The sequence below is a fragment of the Flavobacterium sp. KKT103 genome (assembly GCF_055640565.1).
The window spans coordinates 1296686-1314243 of sequence record NZ_CM145766.1; the positions used below are offsets into that span (position 1 = coordinate 1296686).

Genomic DNA, 17558 nt, shown 5'->3' on the forward strand with positions numbered 1-17558 from the left:
TTTTCTTATTTTTTAAACAAAACTAAATTCAAACTAACCAAATTTAATATTATGTCGAAAACCGCTGTAGCTCCTAATAATTCCACTCTTTTTGGGCATCCAACAGGATTGTATATTTTGTTCTTAACAGAGATGTGGGAACGATTTTCCTATTATGGAATGCGAGCACTGTTAGTCTTATATATTACAAGCTCAACACTAGGAGATGATCCAAGAGGTGCAGGATTAGGTTGGACAAGTCAAGAAGCCTTAGCGCTTTATGGATGGTATACCATGTTGGTTTATTTGATGTCGATACCAGGAGGTATGATTGCGGATAAAATAATAGGGCAAAAAAAGGCGGTTTTAGTGGGTGCTATTGTTCTCTGTGTTGGACATGGCGTACTAGTGTTGACCCAAACTTGGGCATTTTACACCGGATTAGGACTAGTAGTGCTAGGAGTGGGACTGCTAAAACCTAATATTTCTACCATGGTAGGTGGTTTGTATGGTCAAGGGGATATTCGTAGGGATAAAGGATTTAGTATTTTTTACATTGGTATAAACACTGGGTCTCTTTTGGCTACAATGGTAATTGGTTTTGTAGTAGCACAATGGGGATGGCATGCTGGTTTTGGACTAGCAGGTATTGCAATGGTTTTAGGTTTGATTGTGTACTTATGGGGACAAAAATACTTAGTGCATGTTGGGAATTTTGTGAAGCAAGATGTAAATGACAAAGAACAAAGTTCATACGGACAGCTTTTTGGTGATTTAATGAAATCGACAAATCAATTAATGATTACCGGACTGTTTTTAGTTTTATCATTGTTTGGATGGTACAGTTTAGGATGGGGTTACGGATTGTTATTTTTGTTTCTAACAGTAATCATTGGGTTAATGATGATGATTTATAAGGAGCTTTCGACCCAACAAGATAAAGATCGTTTTTTGGTATTGTTATTATCATTTATCATGGTAATTATTTTCTGGGGTGCTTATGAACAAGCGGGAGGATTAATGAATTTATATACCGATACTAAAACGGATAGAATGTTACTAGGTTTCGAAATTCCGACAGTAATGTTCCAAAGTCTAAATGCTGGTTTTATCATACTTTTAGCTACCGTGGTAGCTGGATATTGGGCAACACGTAAATTAAAAAGTAAAGAAGCATCGTCTATTTTCAAAATGGCAATTGGTATCATCATTATGGGCTTTGGGTTTTTATTCATGGTTTTTGCGGCTATGCAATTCGAAAAATCGGGGACTTCAAGTATGATTTGGTTAGTGCTAGCCTATTTATTTCACACGATTGGAGAGCTTTGTATTTCGCCAGTAGCATTGTCTTTTATAACTAAGTTAGCTCCCGTAAAATATGCTTCATTAATGATGGGAGTTTATTTTGCAGCAACAGGATTGGGGAATAAAGTAGCAGGTATTATTGGAGAATCTGCTAGTAGTTTAGGAGAATATACTGTTTTCTTAGGGATATTAATTTTTACCTTGTTGATTGGTGGCGTGTTTTTATTACTTTTGAAGCCACTTCAAAGGTTGACACACGGTGCAGAAGACAACGAGAAATAAAAAATAAATTTAAATTATATATTACAATAGAATGAATCAAAACACAAACGACGATTTTTTTAAAACTAATGTTTTAGGACATCCAGCTGGACTTTTTGTATTGTTTTTTACCGAAATGTGGGAGCGTTTTTCGTATTACGGAATGCGTGCTTTATTGGTGCTTTTTCTAACGTCTAGTTTAGCCAAAGGGGGTTGGGCATGGACTATTGAAGACGCATTGGCATTGTACGGAACGTATACTATGGCTGTCTATTTTACTCCTGTGATTGGAGGATTACTAGCGGATCGTTTTTTAGGATATCGTATGGCAGTTATCTTAGGTGCATTGGCAATGACTTTAGGTCATGCATCAATGGCAGTTGAAACACCTTTGTTTTTATACATTGGTATTGGTTTTTTAATGGTAGGAAACGGATTGTTCAAGCCAAACATGACCTCCATTATTTCATATGCTTATGAAAAGCACCCTGAGAAAAAAGATGGTGCCTACTCCCTTTATTACATGGGTGTGAATGCAGGTGCGTTTTTAGGAATTATGTTGTGTGGTTACATTGGTGAGAAAATCTCTTGGAGCTGGGGATTTGGATTAGCTGGGATCTTTATGTTCTTTGGAATGTTACAATTCTATTTTACTCAAAACATTTTTGGAGAAATTGGTTTAAAGCCTTCGGCTGAATCTAAGTTAGCATCTAAAGCCAAAGCAGCTGCCGAAAACACAGCGCCTAATGTAGTTCGTGATCGTATTATTGCTGTTTTAATATTCTCGGTATTTACAGTGTTCTTTTGGGCTGCCTTTGAGCAAGCAGGTGGATCTATGACTATTTTTGCTGAAAAATACACCCAAAGAGAATTGTTTGGTTCTAGCGCTTCGATATTTAAAATTGCAGATGCCTTATTGACCATTATTCCACTTTTAGTGATCACCTATGTGTTGTTTAAATTGTTTAAGCAAACATTTAAAAAATACGCAACAGGAAATATAATTCTAGCGACTAGTTTTGTGATTATTTGGGGAATTGTACTTTGGAAAGTAGGTAGAGAATTTGCTGCTACCGGTACTGAAGTTCCAGCAACTTGGTTTGGTATCTTAAACTCCCTATTCATTGTTTGTTTTGCTCCCGTTTTTTCTAAATGGTGGGAGAGTAAATACAATCTTTCTGGGCCAATGAAGTTTGGACTAGGAATGACTTTACTAGGTTTAGGTTTTGGTTTTCTAGCGTACGGAAGTATGGGTATTACTGCTGATTCTGTTGTACGTGTAAGCATGTTTTGGTTAATAGCCGCTTATTTGTTTCACACTCTTGGAGAATTATGTATCTCTCCTGTAGGCTTGTCTTATGTGAGTAAGCTAGTACCAGCAACTTGGATCGGAATAATGTTTGGAGTGTATTATTTATTCATTGGTATGGGTAACAAAATAGCAGGTTTAATGGGTGGTATGATTGAAACGATAAGTACACAATATAGCCTGTCTACTTTCTTTTTGATTTTTACAGTTGTATCAATCGGAATTGGACTTCTAATGATACTGTTGACTCCATTGATGAAGAAATTGATGCACGGCGTAAACTAAAAAAGATATGGTATCATTTTTGTTTCTAAAATGATCAATTTAAACTACTCATGAAAAAAATATTTTTTATTCTCGTCTTGTTCGGCAATATGTTGGTGGTGCATTCGCAAAGTACAAGTAGTGCTAAGCAAGAAGGTAATTCAATTTGGTATACCGACGTTAAGGAGGCTATGGTGGTAAGTGCCACCAAAAATAAACCATTGCTGCTCTTTTTTACCGGTAGTGATTGGTGCGGTTGGTGTATCAAACTTCAAACGGAAGTATTGAAAACTCCTGAATTTAAAAAGTGGGCTGCTGAAAATGTTGTTTTAGTAGAATTAGATTTCCCAAGAAGGAATCTTCAAACTCCTGAAATGCAAAACCAGAATGCTCAAATAATGCAAGCTTTTGGAGTGCAAGGTTTTCCAACCATTCACATCGCTAAAGCAGTGCAAAAAGAAGGTCAGGTAAATTTTCAAGGATTAGGTAGTACCGGTTATGTACCAGGTGGACCTACCGCTTTTTTAGAAGTAACTGATGGTATTATTCATACCAAGCAATAAAATCAATTTAACTTATAGAATCCCTTTTCGGCTGTAGCATGGAAAGGGATTTTTCTTTTGGCGCAAGTTCGTTCCCATTGTTTTTGTAAATTTAGATAATTGGAGTTGTCCGCTACCACGACCTTGGGTTCCATTTCTGATAGTAGTCTGTCTAGGTTAATTTTAGGGGAATGGGTCAACAGTACTACGTCTGGTTTTAGTTTTATATTATAAATGCCGGAGCTATCTATCATTAAGATCTTGGTGCTATTGAAATAAAGTAGGTTTGGTAGTTTCTTCTTGGTTGCGAGTTGGCTAAAATTAGCTACCAAGTACGATTGTATTATTGTGTTGCTATACGCTGTTTTATTAAAATTATCATTGGTTAAAACAACCGCTTTATCTCCCTGCCGTTCTAGTATAATGCTGTTTTTTTTCGAATTTAGCACGATCCATTCTTGTTCGTTTTGAATTTGCCATTTGGTATAGAGCAGCATAGATTGAAAAGCAATCAGGAATGTAAAAGCGACAGCGATTCTTTGAAATGTTGGTTTTTTCAACCCCATAATTAAAGCTATTACTGCAGCATAAGAACTAATCAATAAGAGATAATTGAATGGGATATCCGTGATTAAAAATTGCTCAAATGAGGCTACGTAGTGAATGCTGTAATTAAGGGCATAAATGCCCCATTCCAGTGGTTTAATTAAAAGAGGAGGGGCAATTGCAAAAGCGGCTAAAAAAAGTACGATGATGCCCAATATCATAATATAAGTCAGTAAGGGTGCGACTATTAGATTAGTTATAAAAAACAAACTAGGAAATTGATGGAAGTAGTATAAAGATAGTGGTAAGGTACCAAGCTGAGCCGCGAAAGAAACACTAAGAATTGTCCAACAGTTTTTAATGATTTTTGTTTTAGGCCGGAATACATTTGCGATAGTCGGCTGTAACCACACAATAAAAAACAGTGCCAAATAGCTAAGTTGAAAACCAATATCAAATATAAAATACGGTTGAAATAGTAAAATCAAAAATGCTGATACTAATAGGGTATGGTAAATGTTTACCGTTCTGCGTAAATGGTATCCAATAGCAACAAAGGAAAACATAACTACTGAACGCAGTACTGAGGGAGAAAGGCCGGCTAAAATAGCGAAAGCAGTCAAAATGAAAATCAGAATTACTAATTTAATAATCGCTCCTTTTTTAGTGTTTGGAATCGGTTTTAAGAGAAAGGTTAAAAACAACATCAAGTAACCCACATGTAAACCTGAAACGGATAAGATGTGAATGGCTCCAGCATACTGATAATCTTGCATTACATCTGGCGAAACTTCCTGTTTTTGGCCCATTAGCAAAGCTAGGGCTACATTGAGTTCCTTAGAATTAAAATTGTTTTTCTCTAAATTTTTCTTGATTGTCGATCGTAATTGGTCTGTGTAGTACCAAAGATCCTTTTTGATTTTAGTGCCAATTTGAATACCTGATGAAGTAGTGTAAACTTGCGCATACAATTGTTTTTTATCAAGGTAATTACCGTAATCAAATTGATTAGGGTTTGTAGTGGCACTATTTTTATACAGTTTTTCTTGTACTTTGATGTAACTCCCCGTTTTTAGCGTCGTATTCAAACTGTCCTTTGCTATATTCAGCACTATTTTCCCTGTGTACGATTCCTTATCTATATTTTGAATTAAAGCGATATAACGATCATTATTTTTTGAGTTTTTTAATTTCTCCCTGATGACAATTGTTATTTCGTGAGAATTGGTGAAGGCATTGCCACAATGGAGATAATTACTTTTTTGATTTGAATCAGTATTCAAATACAGCGAGAAGCCACCAAGGAAATAGGCCGCAAAACATACCGCAATACTAAATAATAAAGATTTGTTGGGTGTAAGTACTTTGGAGATGAAAAAGGATGATAAAAGCAGTAGCGACAGACTTAATCCTACAATTAGGAAGGTTAAAGCTGGGTTCCAATAATAAGTGCTTACTATACCTAAAATAAAGGCTAGAGTAATCTTTGCTAGTGGGAACTGTAGTACTTTCATTACTCTAAAGTACTGAATTTTAATTGAAAACCTTTTTTCTTAGTTTAAAATTCTGTTGACTTGTACAAAAGTTCTTTTGTAGTATGGTTCTTTTGTCGATGAGATGATGACTCCTTTGGAAGTAGAGGTATGAATAAAGAGCACTTCGTCGTCTCTTACCTCTGTTACGATTCCTACGTGATTGATTTGTGACCTACTACTGGTTTTAAAGAAAATTAAATCTCCTTTTTTAGCTTCTTCTAACTTGGTGCCAAGCTGAATTCCTTGTTTGGATTGGTCAATTGAAGTACGGGGAAGTGTAATGTCGTATTTGGCAAAAGTAGAAAACACTAATCCAGAGCAGTCGTAGCCGTTTTTAGTTACCCCTGCAGTTTTATATTTTACGCCTAAGTTTTCTGTTGCCGAATCAATTATGTTATCTACTATTTTCTGATTTTCTTTAGTTTCCTTGCGGTCTGTTTTTTTGGTTAAAACAGATGACGATTTGCAGGAAGCAAATAAAATGGTAAGTAGGAGAAGGGAGATAATTGATTTCAAAAGTGTTTTATGTTAGTTTCTTAAATCGGATACAATTAATTGTGCAGTTTTTTCGCTGGCACCAATTCCGCCTAATTTAGTTTCTAGGAGCTCGTACTTTTTAAGTAATTGTTCGCGATAGTTCGGTTCTAATAGTTTAGTTAACTCCGTTTTAATGTTTTTAGTATTAAAGTCTTCTTGAATTAATTCGGTTACAACCTCTTCATCCATAATTAAATTAACTAACGAAATGTACTTTAGGGTTATGATGCGTTTCGCAATTTGATAAGAAGCCCAACTTCCTTTGTAACACACCACTTCAGGGACTTTGAATAGCGCCGTTTCTAAGGTTGCAGTTCCCGAAGTGACAAGTGCTGCTGTCGCTATCTTTAGTAAATCATAGGTTTTATTCGAGATGAACTTGATGTTGTTTGCGGTAATAAAAGTTTCGTAAAATGAAAAATCTTGACTTGGTGCACCAGCAATTACAAATTGATAATCAGGAAAGTCATCGACTACCGTTAGCATAATCGAAAGCATTTTAGTGATTTCTTGCTTTCTGCTTCCGGGAAGTAAAGCGATAATTGGTTTATCTCCTAACTCATTTTGGCTTCTAAAGTCGTTTGAGTCAATAGGAGGCTGGTTGTGAATAGCGTCTATCAACGGATGTCCAACAAAGGAAACGGGATAGTTGTGCTTCACTTCATAAAAATCTTTTTCGAAAGGTAAAATGACATACATTTTGTACACATCTCGCTTAATTTCCTTAATTCGGTTTTCTTTCCATGCCCAAATTTGAGGTGAAATATAATAATGCGTCTTCATCCCCAAAACCTTTGCCCATTTAGCGATGCGCATATTAAATCCGGGGTAATCAATAAAAATAATAACATCGGGTTGAAAAGCTAGGATGTCCTTTTTACAAACTTTGATATTTCCTAAGATTGTTTTTAGGTTAAAAACAACCTCAATAAATCCCATAAAGGCAAGTTCGCGGTAATGCTTTACTAGTGTTCCACCAGTTGCCTGCATTAGGTCACCTCCCCAAAAACGAATGGTTGCTTCCGGATCTTCGTTGTACAACGCTTTCATCAAATTAGAGCCGTGTAAATCACCTGATGCTTCTCCTGCTATTATGTAATATTTCATTTTTAGGTTCTAAATGGATTAATGAGATTGTATTTCAAAATTAAGTATTGCAATTTTAGCAATCAAATAAAAGTCTTTGTTTAAATAAAGATGGTGAGTATTGCCATTACTATAACAGACAAAATTACGCCCCTTGCCATCATCTCTTGGTTTAATTTCAAAAGGATCCCAAAAAGGAGTAAGTTGATAACGGAACCTAACGTAATTAGTTTGCCCAAAGCTCCTTGTGACTCTAAGATTGCGAAACCTGTTTTTATTTCATAGCTTGTAAAGAGAGAAAGGTATAGGATACATCCCAGAAAAGTACCTACAAACCCCAGTACCGCTCCTGCTGCGAATTGTTTTTTATTCATTCCATTTCCAGGTATTAAGTTGTTGCATGGCATGGTGAGCTGTAAGATCAAACTGAACGGGAACTACTGAAACATAGCCTTGTCCAAGAGCCCATTCGTCAGTATCCTCGCCGCTGTCTTGATTGACAAACTCTCCTGCGAGCCAATAATAGTCTTTTCCTTGGGGTGTTTGTCGTTTGTCGAATTTTTCCATCCAAAGCGCTTTCGCTTGACGACATATTTTAATTCCTTTGATGTCTGCTGTTTTTAATTTGGGGAAGTTAACGTTTAAAACAACATCTTTTGGGAGTTTGTTTTCGAGCACTTCAAGCGTTATTTTGCGAATAAAGGGCTTTATAGATTCAAAGTCGGCATTCCAATCATAGTCCAATAGCGAAAAACCAATTGCAGGAATTCCTTCTATACCAGCTTCTACAGCTGCACTCATTGTGCCAGAATAGATCACATTAATCGATGAGTTCGACCCGTGATTCACACCAGATACGCATAAGTCAGGTTTGCGATCCAGAATCTCATTTACAGCTATTTTTACACAATCAACAGGTGTGCCGGAGCAGCTATATTCAGTAATACTATCATGTACCTTGGAAGTTTTATTTAAGTACAAGGTGCTGTTTATTGTGATGGCATGGCCCATTGCGCTTTGCGGTTTATCAGGAGCAACTACCACTACTTCGCCAATTTCTGCCATGACTGCTATTAGTGCTCTAATTCCAGGAGCAGTGATTCCGTCGTCATTTGTAATTAAGATCAGCGGTTTTACTTTTTTCATGTTTTTTTATCTTTAGGCTGTACTACAGTAGTAATTTATAACAAAGGAACTAAATTTTATTAACTTGATGGATTAATGCCAAAACAAAAAAACCAATTTCCTATCTTTAACAAAAATTTATGCAAGCCCTGCTGTCATTGGGATGGTTTTTGACGTAACTTAGTTTAAAAAATTTTGATGAATACTATTATCAACTATATGAAAAGAAATTATAAAATACTTCTTGCACTTGTTTTACTTTCAGTAACACTTTTTGCTTTCAAGATGAAGTCCTCGAATGAGGGTGACCCTGATAAAGATAAATTACTATTAGAATTGCTAACATTTGTAATAGAAAAAGGCCATTATAACCCCGCTGTGATTGACGATAATTTCTCAAAGGGAATTTATAAAGATTATATACAAGCTTTAGATCCATCAAAGAGATTCTTTTTACAATCGGATATTGATGAATTTGCTCCGTATGAAACACAAATAGACGATCAAATTGCTAATAAAGATTTGACTTTCTTTAATTTGACTTATGATAGGTTGATGAAAAGAATGGAGGAGAGTAAAGGAATCTATAAAAATATTTTAGACACTCCATTTGATTACAATGTTGATGAAATTTTTAATACGGACTATGAGAAAGCACCATACGCTAAAACAGAAGCGGAGCTTAAAGATAGATGGCGCAAGCAATTGAAGTTGTCTACTTTGTCCTCTTTGACGGATCGTTTGAAAGTACAAGAAGACAGACTGAAGGGAATTAGCACTGCAACTTCTACTGACAGTTTGACTAAAGTTAAGACGGGTAGTGAAGATCTTACTTCTAAAGAGGTGGTGAAAAATGATGAAAAAACTAAAACTTTTGCTGAGCTAGAGGTTGAAACTAGAGAAACTGCTAAGAAATCACTAGACGAATATTTTGGGTTTATGAATGACTTGGATAGAAACGATTGGTTTTCTGTTTTTATCAATTCTATTACAGCTCGTTTCGATCCACACACTAACTATTTTGCTCCAGAAGAAAAGGAACGATTTGATGTTAGTATTAGTGGTAAACTAGAAGGTATTGGTGCTAGGCTTCAAAAAAAGAATGACTACACAGAGATATCTGAATTAATTTCAGGAGGTCCAGCGTGGAGAGGAAAAGATTTAGAAGCAGGAGATGTGGTCATGAAAGTGGCACAAGGAAATGCTCAAGCGGTTGATGTCGTTGGTATGCGATTAGATGATGTGGTTAAAAAGATAAAAGGACCAAAAGGTTCGGAAGTTCGTTTAACCGTTAAAAAAGTAGATGGAACCATCAAAATTGTTTCCATCATTAGAGATATTGTTGAGATTGAAGAAACCTATGCTAAAACTAGTATTGTTACTAGAAATGGTTTAAAGTATGGTGTGATTTACTTACCAAAGTTTTACATCGATTTTGAAAACAAAGATGGTAGAGACGCAGGTAAAGATATTGCTCTTGAGGTAGAACGATTGAAGAAAGCTCAAGTTGACGGAATCGTTTTAGATGTTCGTGATGATGGTGGAGGATCTCTGTCTACTGTAGTGGATATTGCGGGTCTTTTTATCGAACAAGGTCCAATTGTTCAAATTAAATCAGCAGGTAGAAAAAAAGAAGTGCTTTACGATCGTGATAAAAAAATCGAATACGATGGGCCATTAGTAATTATGGTAAATAGCTTTTCAGCTTCTGCCTCTGAGATTTTAGCGGCAGCGATTCAAGATTACAAGCGCGGAATTATTATTGGTAGTAAACAAACTTATGGTAAAGGAACGGTGCAAAATGTAATAGATTTAAACCAATTTGTTCGCAACAGTGATGTAGGTGATTTAGGAGCTTTAAAAACAACTACTCAAAAATTCTACCGTATCAATGGTGGTTCGACGCAATTAGAAGGAGTAAGTAGTGATGTTGTTATGCCGGATCGTTATGCGTATTTAAAAATGGGTGAGCGCGATGTCGAAAATGCGATGCCTTGGGATAAAATTGATGCTGCTGATTATACTATTTGGGATAAAACAGCTAATTTTAATAAAGCAATTGTAAATAGCAAGAATAGAATTCAAAACAATGCGCAATTCAAATTAATTGAAGAAAATGCAAAATGGATTGATAATCGTAGCAAGGAAAATAATTACAGCTTAAATATTGATAAGTTTAAAAAAGAGCAAAAAGCAATTGAAGAAACCGCTAAGAAGTACAAGCCAATTATGCAATACAAAAATGGTTTACAATTCACCTCTCTCCCTTACGAAATGGAGCAAATGGCAAAAGATAATGTGCTAAAGGAAAAAAGAGATAGATGGCATGAGGGATTAGCTAAGGATATCTATGTAGAAGAAGCCTTGAATGTATTGGATGACTTGCAAACAAAGCCAGTGGTTAAAAAAACAATGACTACAACTATTAAAAAAGACAAATTAGCAAAGTCGTAAAGTTGTTTTAGGCTATTGAATTAGAAAGATGTAACGCCTCAAAATTAGTCTTAATTTTGAGGCGTTTTCTTTAAGAGGTATAGAAGTTTGAAAATGTAATAGGTGCTATTGATATGAAAAATAGAAATTCTTTTTTTACCGTTCTGTGCTTGTCAGTGGGTTTACTGTCTTGCAAACAGAACAATACAGCTGCGTTTGATAGTGTGGCAATAGGTAGTGGTGTAGAGCAAACTTCATGGGAGTTTGACAAGGCTGGTACTAGTAGGTCTGATTTAGATTTAGCGCCTACCTCTACAACAAAGCAAATCATTCAACATACTTATTACTCATTGTCTTATAATGAAGAGTACGAACAGGCCGAATGGGTCGCTTATGAATTAAAGAAAGAAAATCTTAAGAATAATGATTTCAAAAGACCCTATTTTATTGAGGATAATAAGGTATCTACTGGTTCAGCCGATTGGAGAAATTATAAAAAATCAGGTTACGACAAGGGTCATTTAGTCCCCGCAGCTGATATGGAATTCAACCTAGACAGCTATAATGATACTTTTTTAACATCAAATATTTCTCCGCAAGATCATGAATTTAATGCAGGAATTTGGAATCGATTGGAGCAGAAGGTGCGATTTTGGGCTGAAAAGTATAATGGAGTTTACGTTGTAACCGGAGGTGTTTTAGAACCATCATTGCAAACCATTGGTAAAGATCGTGTCGCAGTGCCTAAAGAATTTTATAAAATTATTTTGTATCGATCCGGTCGTAACTATAAAATGATTGCTTTTTTAATGCCAAATAAGGCTAGTAACAAAGCTTTGTTTGATTATGCTGTTCCAGTAGATGTAATCGAAAAAAAGACGGGTATAGACTTCTTTCCAGCACTTGATGATGCTATTGAAAATAAACTAGAGAAAGAAGTAGATAAGCACCCTTGGTTTACTAGGTAGGTCGAAACCTACCATTCGTTTACCTTGTTGGCATCCATCTTTAAAAAGATAAATAATAAGATTGTGAATCCCCATAATCCTGATCCTCCATAGGAGAAAAATGGTAATGGCACACCTATAGTTGGGAATATACCAATCACCATCGCTATATTTACAAAAAAGTGAGTGAATAAAATACCGGCTACGCAATAGCCATATACGCGACTAAACTTTGTTTTTTGTCTTTCGGCGAGGTAAATCACTCTCAAGAATAACGTAACAAATAGTCCGATTACGATAATGGATCCAACAAAACCCCATTCCTCACCAACAGTGGTAAAAATATAATCGGTATGTTGCTCCGGTACAAATCCACCTTTGGTTTGTGTTCCTTCCAGGAAGCCTTTTCCGAACCATCCTCCTGATCCAATAGCGATTTCTGATTGGTTGGTGTTGTATCCAATTCCCTTCAAATCAACTGTTTTTCCTAGTAGAATATTGAAACGGTCACGGTGATGCTGTTTGAACACATTCTCAAAAACATAGTTTACAGATAGCACGAATCCAGAAATTAAAACGAGTAGTATTCCACTTAAAACAAGGTTTCTATCTGCTAATCTTGATTTAAAATGAACTAGTAATAAAACGATTAGTGCGATCAGAATTACGTATTGAGGTTCTATTAATAAGGTCATAACAAATAACGTGATGGCAATAAATCCAGTCCAAATGTACCAAGAGGGTAAACCTTCGCGATAGAGAACGATCAAAAATATACTATAGATCAATGCGCTTCCAGGATCGGGCTGCGGTAAAATGAGTAGGACAGGTAAAAATACAATTGCCAAAGCTTGTATTTGTCTATTAACGTCCTTTAAATTAATTTGTGAGTCACTAAGATATTTAGATAGTGCTAAGGCTGTAGCTGCTTTTGCAAATTCCGAAGGTTGGATTGTGAAACTACCAATCGCGTACCAGCATCTTTGTCCCGCGATTGTTTTACCAAAAAGGAATAAGCCTGCAAGTGTTAGTAAAGAGATTCCAAATATAATAGTAGCGTATTTTTCATAAAATTTACTATCTACTGCAACAATGATAAAAATTAATGGAATCGTTAGCAATATGAAAATAAACTGTTTTTCATAAGTGCCCTCAAGCGAGGATAACGAAGAGGAATAGATATTCAACCATCCCATTAAAACGAGAAGGCTGTAAATGATGACACAACTCCAGTCAATATTTTTCTTTATGCTTTGGTTTTTCATTGGAGTATTTGATTAGTTCTCTTTAGTGGTGTCAATTACGGTGCTACTTCTCAATTTGGTTGGTGTCGCTTTTTTGATCGTATCTTTTGGCGTTGTTTCAATTGCACTTGCCTCCTTCATGCCGCCTAATTTAGCGTAGCGATCTCTTAAACTTCTTTCTAAGATTCTTTTTTCTAAATCAGTTCGGGTAATTTTTTTACGTAGGTATTTTTCGATCATTAAACTCGCAATCGGACCTGCAATTGTCGCACCGTATCCTCCGTTTTCTACTAAAATAGCAATAGCAATCTTCGGATTGTCTTTTGGTGCAAAAGCTACAAATATAGAGTGATCTTCTAGTTTAGTTCTAACACCATTGATTTTGGCAAAATTTTCAGCGGTACCTGTTTTACCGCAAATATCGATTCCTTCCACTCTCAAAGCACTAGCAGTACCAAAGTTGTAGACATCAAATAAACCGCTAATCATGGGTTTGAAATACTTCTTGTCGATCGTAGTTTCATGTTTTACAGTAAACTTAGGATCTATTTTCCCTCCTTTAATCTTTTTGATGATATGAGGGGTGTAGTAATATCCTTCATTAGCAACTGTTGCCATCATATTAGCCAATTGAATTGGAGTCATCAAAACTTCTCCTTGACCAATAGCATTAGATACAATTGTTGTGCTTCTCCATCCGCCGTTAGGATATATTTTTTTATAGGTTTTAGAAGAAGGAACATTTCCTCTTTTTCCCGTTGGCAAATCATAGCCCATGAAGTCACCTAATCCAAAACTTTTTACGTGATTGCTCCATACATCAACCGCATATCCTGGTTTTGAATATTTGTTGATCGTACGCATGTAAGTTTGTGCAAAGTAGGTGTTGCATGAATTGTAAATTCCGTTGTTTAGTTGTTGGTTTGGGGAATGATTATGGCATTTCATAAATCGACCACGTGAATAACTAAATCCATTATAGCAAGTAAAGTTAGTATTTAAGTCAATTACGCCTTCTTGCAGTCCTATTAATCCAGTTAAAATTTTAAATGGAGAGCCAGGTGGGTATTCTGCGAGTAAACCTCTATCATAAAGCGGTTTTGCAATAGAGTCTCGGTATAATAAGGTGTAGTTTTTAGAACGTTGTCTTCCTACTAAAATTCCGGGATCGTAAGATGGTGCTGTAACCAAAGCTAGGATTTCTCCAGTTTTAGGCTCTATAGCAACGATTCCTCCACGTTTATTAATCATTAGCTGCTCTCCGTATCGTTGTAATTCGGCATCTATTGTTAAGTTTATATCTTCACCTTGAACAGCAATAGTATCGTATTTTCCATCTTTATAGGAGCCTATTTCTCTGTTGTATTTGTCTTTTTGAATGTACTTTACACCTTTGATTCCGCGTAGAATTTCTTCATAACTTTGCTCAACGCCTTGCATTCCTATTAAATCACCACTATTGTAATATGGGTTTTTAGCGATGAGTTTTTCGTTTACTTGTGTAATGAAACCAAATATGTTTGCTCCAAAATCGACCTCATAATCTCTCAAGGAACGTTTTTGGAAATAGAATCCTTCAAATTTTCTTATCTTTTCTTGAAAGGCAGCAAATTCACTTTTGTTTAATTGAGGTAAAAATACCGAGGGAAGTCTAGGACTGTATACTTTTGCCTTTGCTATTTTTGTAATAAAATCTTCTTTGGTGATATTAAGTAGCTGACAAAATTCTAAAGTATCAATATCTTTAAGTTCTCTAGGGATCACCATTATATCATAGGATGCTTGGTTAGCAACTAATAGTTTTCCGTTTCTGTCAAAAATGTATCCTCTTTCTGGATAATCGTATTTTATTTTGATTGCATTATTTTCTGATTTTAATTTGAAAGTATCATCAACAACTTGCAAATAAAAAATCCGAATAAGTAGCAATGATGCTGCAATGATTACTAAAGAAGGCAGCAGAAGTTTTCTCATCTTTTGTTGGGCTTAATAAGGTATATTATTATAATGCAACTAATTATTGTGAATACAGCACTTAAAAGTGCTCTTATCAGGATGTCTAAGAAGAAGCTGATTTGAAAAGCTTCTAGTAGAAATAAAACAAAATGATGAACAATTACAGACAGCAAGATAAATGAAAAGCGTTCTGGCGTTAAAACATCATTTAATTTTATAGTTTGGTATTCATAACTAATACCAAATGAGAATTTAAATATAGAGGGTCTTATGTATGCAAGAATTAAACAAGCTGTTGCATGAGTTCCTCCTGAATTAAGAAAAATATCCATCATTAACCCCAGTGAAAAACTTGCTAAAATCAATCCAGATCTGTTTCCGTTTACGGGATATAGTATGATAAATAATAGGTATGGTAATGGAATAATGAATCCCAAAAAAGTCATATTGTTAAAAATAACGATTTGTGCAGTCAATAACAAGATAAACCGAAAAATATTAGATAATAAAGTACTATTCATCTTTATTAAGTTTTTCTAGGTTATTTAGTTCTTCTCTATCTTTACTTTTAATAATGTACACATGACCTAAATTAGTCATGTCGTTAAATAGTTTTACAGTTATAGTGTAGTAGTGCGTTTGATTGTCTATTTCTACTTTATGAATAGTACCAATGTTGATGTTTTCTGGAAAAATAACTGATTGACCTCCGGTGACAATAGTGTCTCCCTTTCGAATAGCTGCAAGTCTTGGTACATCAATAAGTTGTACAAAACCGGTGTTTTTACCATCCCAAATTAATGAACCAAAATGATTTGATTTTTTAATTTTAGCATTGATTTGTGATTTTACGTTTAGAATACTTAACACGGTAGCGTATTTTGGAGATGTATTGTCTACTATACCTACTATTCCTAAGTTGTTTATTACTCCCATGTCTTGCTTCACTCCGTCGTTAGATCCGGAGTTTAACGTAAGGAAATTTTCATGTACGTTGTAGGAGTTATGTATGACTTTTGATACCAAAATATCATCTGATGGTATGCCGATTATAGAATCCATTTTTTTAAGATGGGTCGTGTCTTTTGTGTTAAAAAGAATGCTTTTTAGGCGCGCATTTTCAAGAGCTAATGCTTCGTTTTCGGTTCTTAAATTCAAATATTCACTTACATCATTTATTTGTTGATATACGCCGCCACTCAAGAAGTTAGCGGAACTGATCACTTTACTTCTATGAAAGGAGTGAGATTGTATGGTAAGTAACAACGAAATGCATAATAACAGCAAAAACAGTAATCGATTACTGTTTTTGAATATGAAATTAAATATTTGCTGCATTCTCTTATTTGATTAATTTGTTCTGGAAAAACCTAAGTATTTGGATATTATGGCTATAACTATTCATGTGTTCAGATTAGTTATAGCAGTATCTTATTTGATTAAAATACTTTTAAATTTTCCAATATTCTTTAATGCCATTCCTGTACCTCGAACAACCGCTCTTAACGGATCTTCAGCGATATAAACTGGTAAATCTGTTTTTTGTGAAATACGTTTGTCCAAACCTCTTAGCATTGATCCTCCACCAGCAAGATAAATACCTGTGTTGTAAATATCTGCAGCTAATTCAGGAGGTGTTTGTGATAAAGTTTCCATTACTGCATCTTCAATTCGTTGAATCGATTTGTCTAATGCTTTTGCAATTTCTCTATAAGATACATCTACTTGCTTTGGTTTTCCTGTTAACAAGTCTCTTCCTTGAACAGACATATCTTCAGGAGGTGTTTCAAGATCTTCAATTGCGGCTCCAATTTGGATTTTTATTTTTTCGGCAGTGCTTTCTCCCACAAAAAGATTGTGTTGTGTACGCATGTAGTACACAATATCATTTGTGAAAACGTCACCAGCAATTTTTACTGATTTGTCGCAAACAATTCCGCCAAGTGCTATTACAGCAATTTCGGTTGTTCCACCACCTATGTCTACAATCATGTTTCCTTTAGGTTGCATGATATCGATACCAATACCAATAGCTGCTGCCATAGGCTCATGAATTAAATAAACTTCTTTACCGTTTACTCTTTCACATGATTCTTTTACAGCTCTCATCTCCACTTCGGTAATTCCTGAGGGAATACATACAACCATTCTAAGAGCGGGTGTAAACATTCTTTTTTTCAAGGCAGGAATGCTTTTAATGAACATACTGATCATTTTTTCTGAAGCATCAAAATCAGCGATTACACCGTCTTTTAAAGGCCTTATGGTCTTAATGTTTTCATGTGTTTTACCCTGCATCAAGTTGGCTTCTTTACCAACAGCGATGATTTTGCCCGAAATTCTATCGCGAGCAACTATTGATGGGCTGTCAATTACTACCTTATCATTGTGAATGATTAGAGTGTTAGCGGTACCAAGATCTATCGCAATATCCTCGGTCATGAAATCAAAAAATCCCATATGTCTTTTAGGGGTTTAAAAGTTAAAAA

At 35.3% G+C, this 17558-nt stretch carries 15 protein-coding genes; 5 read left to right on the forward strand and 10 right to left on the reverse strand.

Translation table 11 applies throughout. The features are described from left to right. Positions 1-51 precede the first annotated feature (51 nt). Genes ACZ2G0_RS05485 through ACZ2G0_RS05495 form a run of 3 tightly spaced genes read left to right on the forward strand, consistent with a single transcriptional unit; the run spans position 52 to position 3681 of the window. A complete protein-coding gene (locus tag ACZ2G0_RS05485; RefSeq protein WP_470309359.1) occupies positions 52-1566 on the forward strand; it encodes a peptide MFS transporter in 1515 nt (504 codons plus the stop codon). Between the two features lie 31 nt (positions 1567-1597). Next, on the forward strand, positions 1598-3139 hold the full coding sequence (locus tag ACZ2G0_RS05490) for a peptide MFS transporter (protein WP_470309361.1): 1542 nt from the start codon (positions 1598-1600) through the stop codon (positions 3137-3139). Between the two features lie 50 nt (positions 3140-3189). Next, positions 3190-3681, forward strand: coding sequence for a thioredoxin family protein (locus ACZ2G0_RS05495; protein WP_470309362.1), 492 nt, complete (start codon positions 3190-3192; stop codon positions 3679-3681). A gap of 2 nt (positions 3682-3683) precedes the next feature. Here the strand turns inward: ACZ2G0_RS05495 and ACZ2G0_RS05500 are convergent, their stop codons facing one another. The 5 genes from ACZ2G0_RS05500 to surE all read right to left on the reverse strand — a co-directional run bounded on the left by ACZ2G0_RS05500 (position 3684) and on the right by surE (position 8510). Further along, entirely contained in the window at positions 3684-5720 is a 2037-nt protein-coding gene (locus ACZ2G0_RS05500) for a ComEC/Rec2 family competence protein (protein ID WP_470309363.1), read from the reverse strand. A 39-nt stretch (positions 5721-5759) separates the two neighbouring features. Next, entirely contained in the window at positions 5760-6257 is a 498-nt protein-coding gene (locus ACZ2G0_RS05505; protein WP_470309364.1) for a C40 family peptidase, read from the reverse strand. A 12-nt stretch (positions 6258-6269) separates the two neighbouring features. Continuing rightward, positions 6270-7385, reverse strand: a complete 1116-nt coding sequence (gene lpxB / locus ACZ2G0_RS05510; RefSeq protein ID WP_470309365.1) for a lipid-A-disaccharide synthase — start codon at positions 7383-7385, stop codon at positions 6270-6272. Positions 7386-7465: 80 nt separating this feature from the next. Next, complete coding sequence (locus tag ACZ2G0_RS05515) at positions 7466-7738, reverse strand: hypothetical protein (RefSeq protein WP_470309366.1); 273 nt, start codon at positions 7736-7738, stop codon at positions 7466-7468. Then, positions 7731-8510 (reverse strand): 5'/3'-nucleotidase SurE, encoded by a 780-nt coding sequence (surE, locus tag ACZ2G0_RS05520; protein WP_470309367.1) that lies wholly within the window; start codon positions 8508-8510, stop codon positions 7731-7733. The genes ACZ2G0_RS05515 and surE overlap by 8 nt, the downstream gene beginning before the upstream one ends. A 177-nt stretch (positions 8511-8687) precedes the next feature. Between surE and ACZ2G0_RS05525 the strand changes: the two genes are divergently transcribed. Both ACZ2G0_RS05525 and ACZ2G0_RS05530 read left to right on the forward strand, forming a co-directional pair. After that, a complete protein-coding gene (locus ACZ2G0_RS05525; protein ID WP_470309368.1) occupies positions 8688-10943 on the forward strand; it encodes a carboxy terminal-processing peptidase in 2256 nt (751 codons plus the stop codon). A 113-nt stretch (positions 10944-11056) separates the two neighbouring features. Continuing rightward, positions 11057-11890, forward strand: coding sequence for a DNA/RNA non-specific endonuclease (locus ACZ2G0_RS05530; protein ID WP_470309369.1), 834 nt, complete (start codon positions 11057-11059; stop codon positions 11888-11890). Positions 11891-11898: 8 nt separating this feature from the next. Here ACZ2G0_RS05530 and rodA read toward each other — a convergent pair whose 3' ends face one another. The 5 genes from rodA to ACZ2G0_RS05555 all read right to left on the reverse strand — a co-directional run bounded on the left by rodA (position 11899) and on the right by ACZ2G0_RS05555 (position 17529). After that, positions 11899-13134 (reverse strand): rod shape-determining protein RodA, encoded by a 1236-nt coding sequence (rodA, locus tag ACZ2G0_RS05535; protein WP_470309370.1) that lies wholly within the window; start codon positions 13132-13134, stop codon positions 11899-11901. 12 nt (positions 13135-13146) lie between these two features. Further along, positions 13147-15087: a penicillin-binding protein 2 gene (gene mrdA / locus ACZ2G0_RS05540; RefSeq protein ID WP_470309371.1), complete on the reverse strand. Its 1941-nt coding sequence runs from the start codon at positions 15085-15087 to the stop codon at positions 13147-13149. Further along, a complete protein-coding gene (locus tag ACZ2G0_RS05545) occupies positions 15084-15590 on the reverse strand; it encodes a rod shape-determining protein MreD (protein WP_470309372.1) in 507 nt (168 codons plus the stop codon). The genes mrdA and ACZ2G0_RS05545 overlap by 4 nt, the downstream gene beginning before the upstream one ends. Continuing rightward, positions 15583-16407 carry a rod shape-determining protein MreC gene (gene mreC / locus ACZ2G0_RS05550; protein WP_470309373.1) on the reverse strand — a complete coding sequence of 275 codons (825 nt, stop codon included), beginning with the start codon at positions 16405-16407 and terminating at the stop codon, positions 15583-15585. Before mreC ends, ACZ2G0_RS05545 begins: the two co-directional genes overlap by 8 nt. Before the next feature lie 93 nt (positions 16408-16500). Beyond that, entirely contained in the window at positions 16501-17529 is a 1029-nt protein-coding gene (locus ACZ2G0_RS05555; protein WP_187009493.1) for a rod shape-determining protein, read from the reverse strand. Positions 17530-17558 lie beyond the last annotated feature (29 nt).

Coding starts and splice junctions, on each gene's coding strand:
- ACZ2G0_RS05495 (WP_470309362.1), top strand. CDS start 3,190: ATGAAAAAAATATTTTTTATTCTCGTCTTGTTCGGCAATATGTTGGTG.
- mreC (WP_470309373.1), bottom strand. CDS start 16,407: ATGCAGCAAATATTTAATTTCATATTCAAAAACAGTAATCGATTACTG.
- ACZ2G0_RS05555 (WP_187009493.1), bottom strand. CDS start 17,529: ATGGGATTTTTTGATTTCATGACCGAGGATATTGCGATAGATCTTGGT.
- surE (WP_470309367.1), bottom strand. CDS start 8,510: ATGAAAAAAGTAAAACCGCTGATCTTAATTACAAATGACGACGGAATC.
- mrdA (WP_470309371.1), bottom strand. CDS start 15,087: ATGAGAAAACTTCTGCTGCCTTCTTTAGTAATCATTGCAGCATCATTG.
- lpxB (WP_470309365.1), bottom strand. CDS start 7,385: ATGAAATATTACATAATAGCAGGAGAAGCATCAGGTGATTTACACGGC.
- ACZ2G0_RS05545 (WP_470309372.1), bottom strand. CDS start 15,590: ATGAATAGTACTTTATTATCTAATATTTTTCGGTTTATCTTGTTATTG.
- ACZ2G0_RS05525 (WP_470309368.1), top strand. CDS start 8,688: ATGAATACTATTATCAACTATATGAAAAGAAATTATAAAATACTTCTT.
- ACZ2G0_RS05530 (WP_470309369.1), top strand. CDS start 11,057: ATGAAAAATAGAAATTCTTTTTTTACCGTTCTGTGCTTGTCAGTGGGT.
- rodA (WP_470309370.1), bottom strand. CDS start 13,134: ATGAAAAACCAAAGCATAAAGAAAAATATTGACTGGAGTTGTGTCATC.
- ACZ2G0_RS05490 (WP_470309361.1), top strand. CDS start 1,598: ATGAATCAAAACACAAACGACGATTTTTTTAAAACTAATGTTTTAGGA.
- ACZ2G0_RS05485 (WP_470309359.1), top strand. CDS start 52: ATGTCGAAAACCGCTGTAGCTCCTAATAATTCCACTCTTTTTGGGCAT.
- ACZ2G0_RS05500 (WP_470309363.1), bottom strand. CDS start 5,720: ATGAAAGTACTACAGTTCCCACTAGCAAAGATTACTCTAGCCTTTATT.
- ACZ2G0_RS05515 (WP_470309366.1), bottom strand. CDS start 7,738: ATGAATAAAAAACAATTCGCAGCAGGAGCGGTACTGGGGTTTGTAGGT.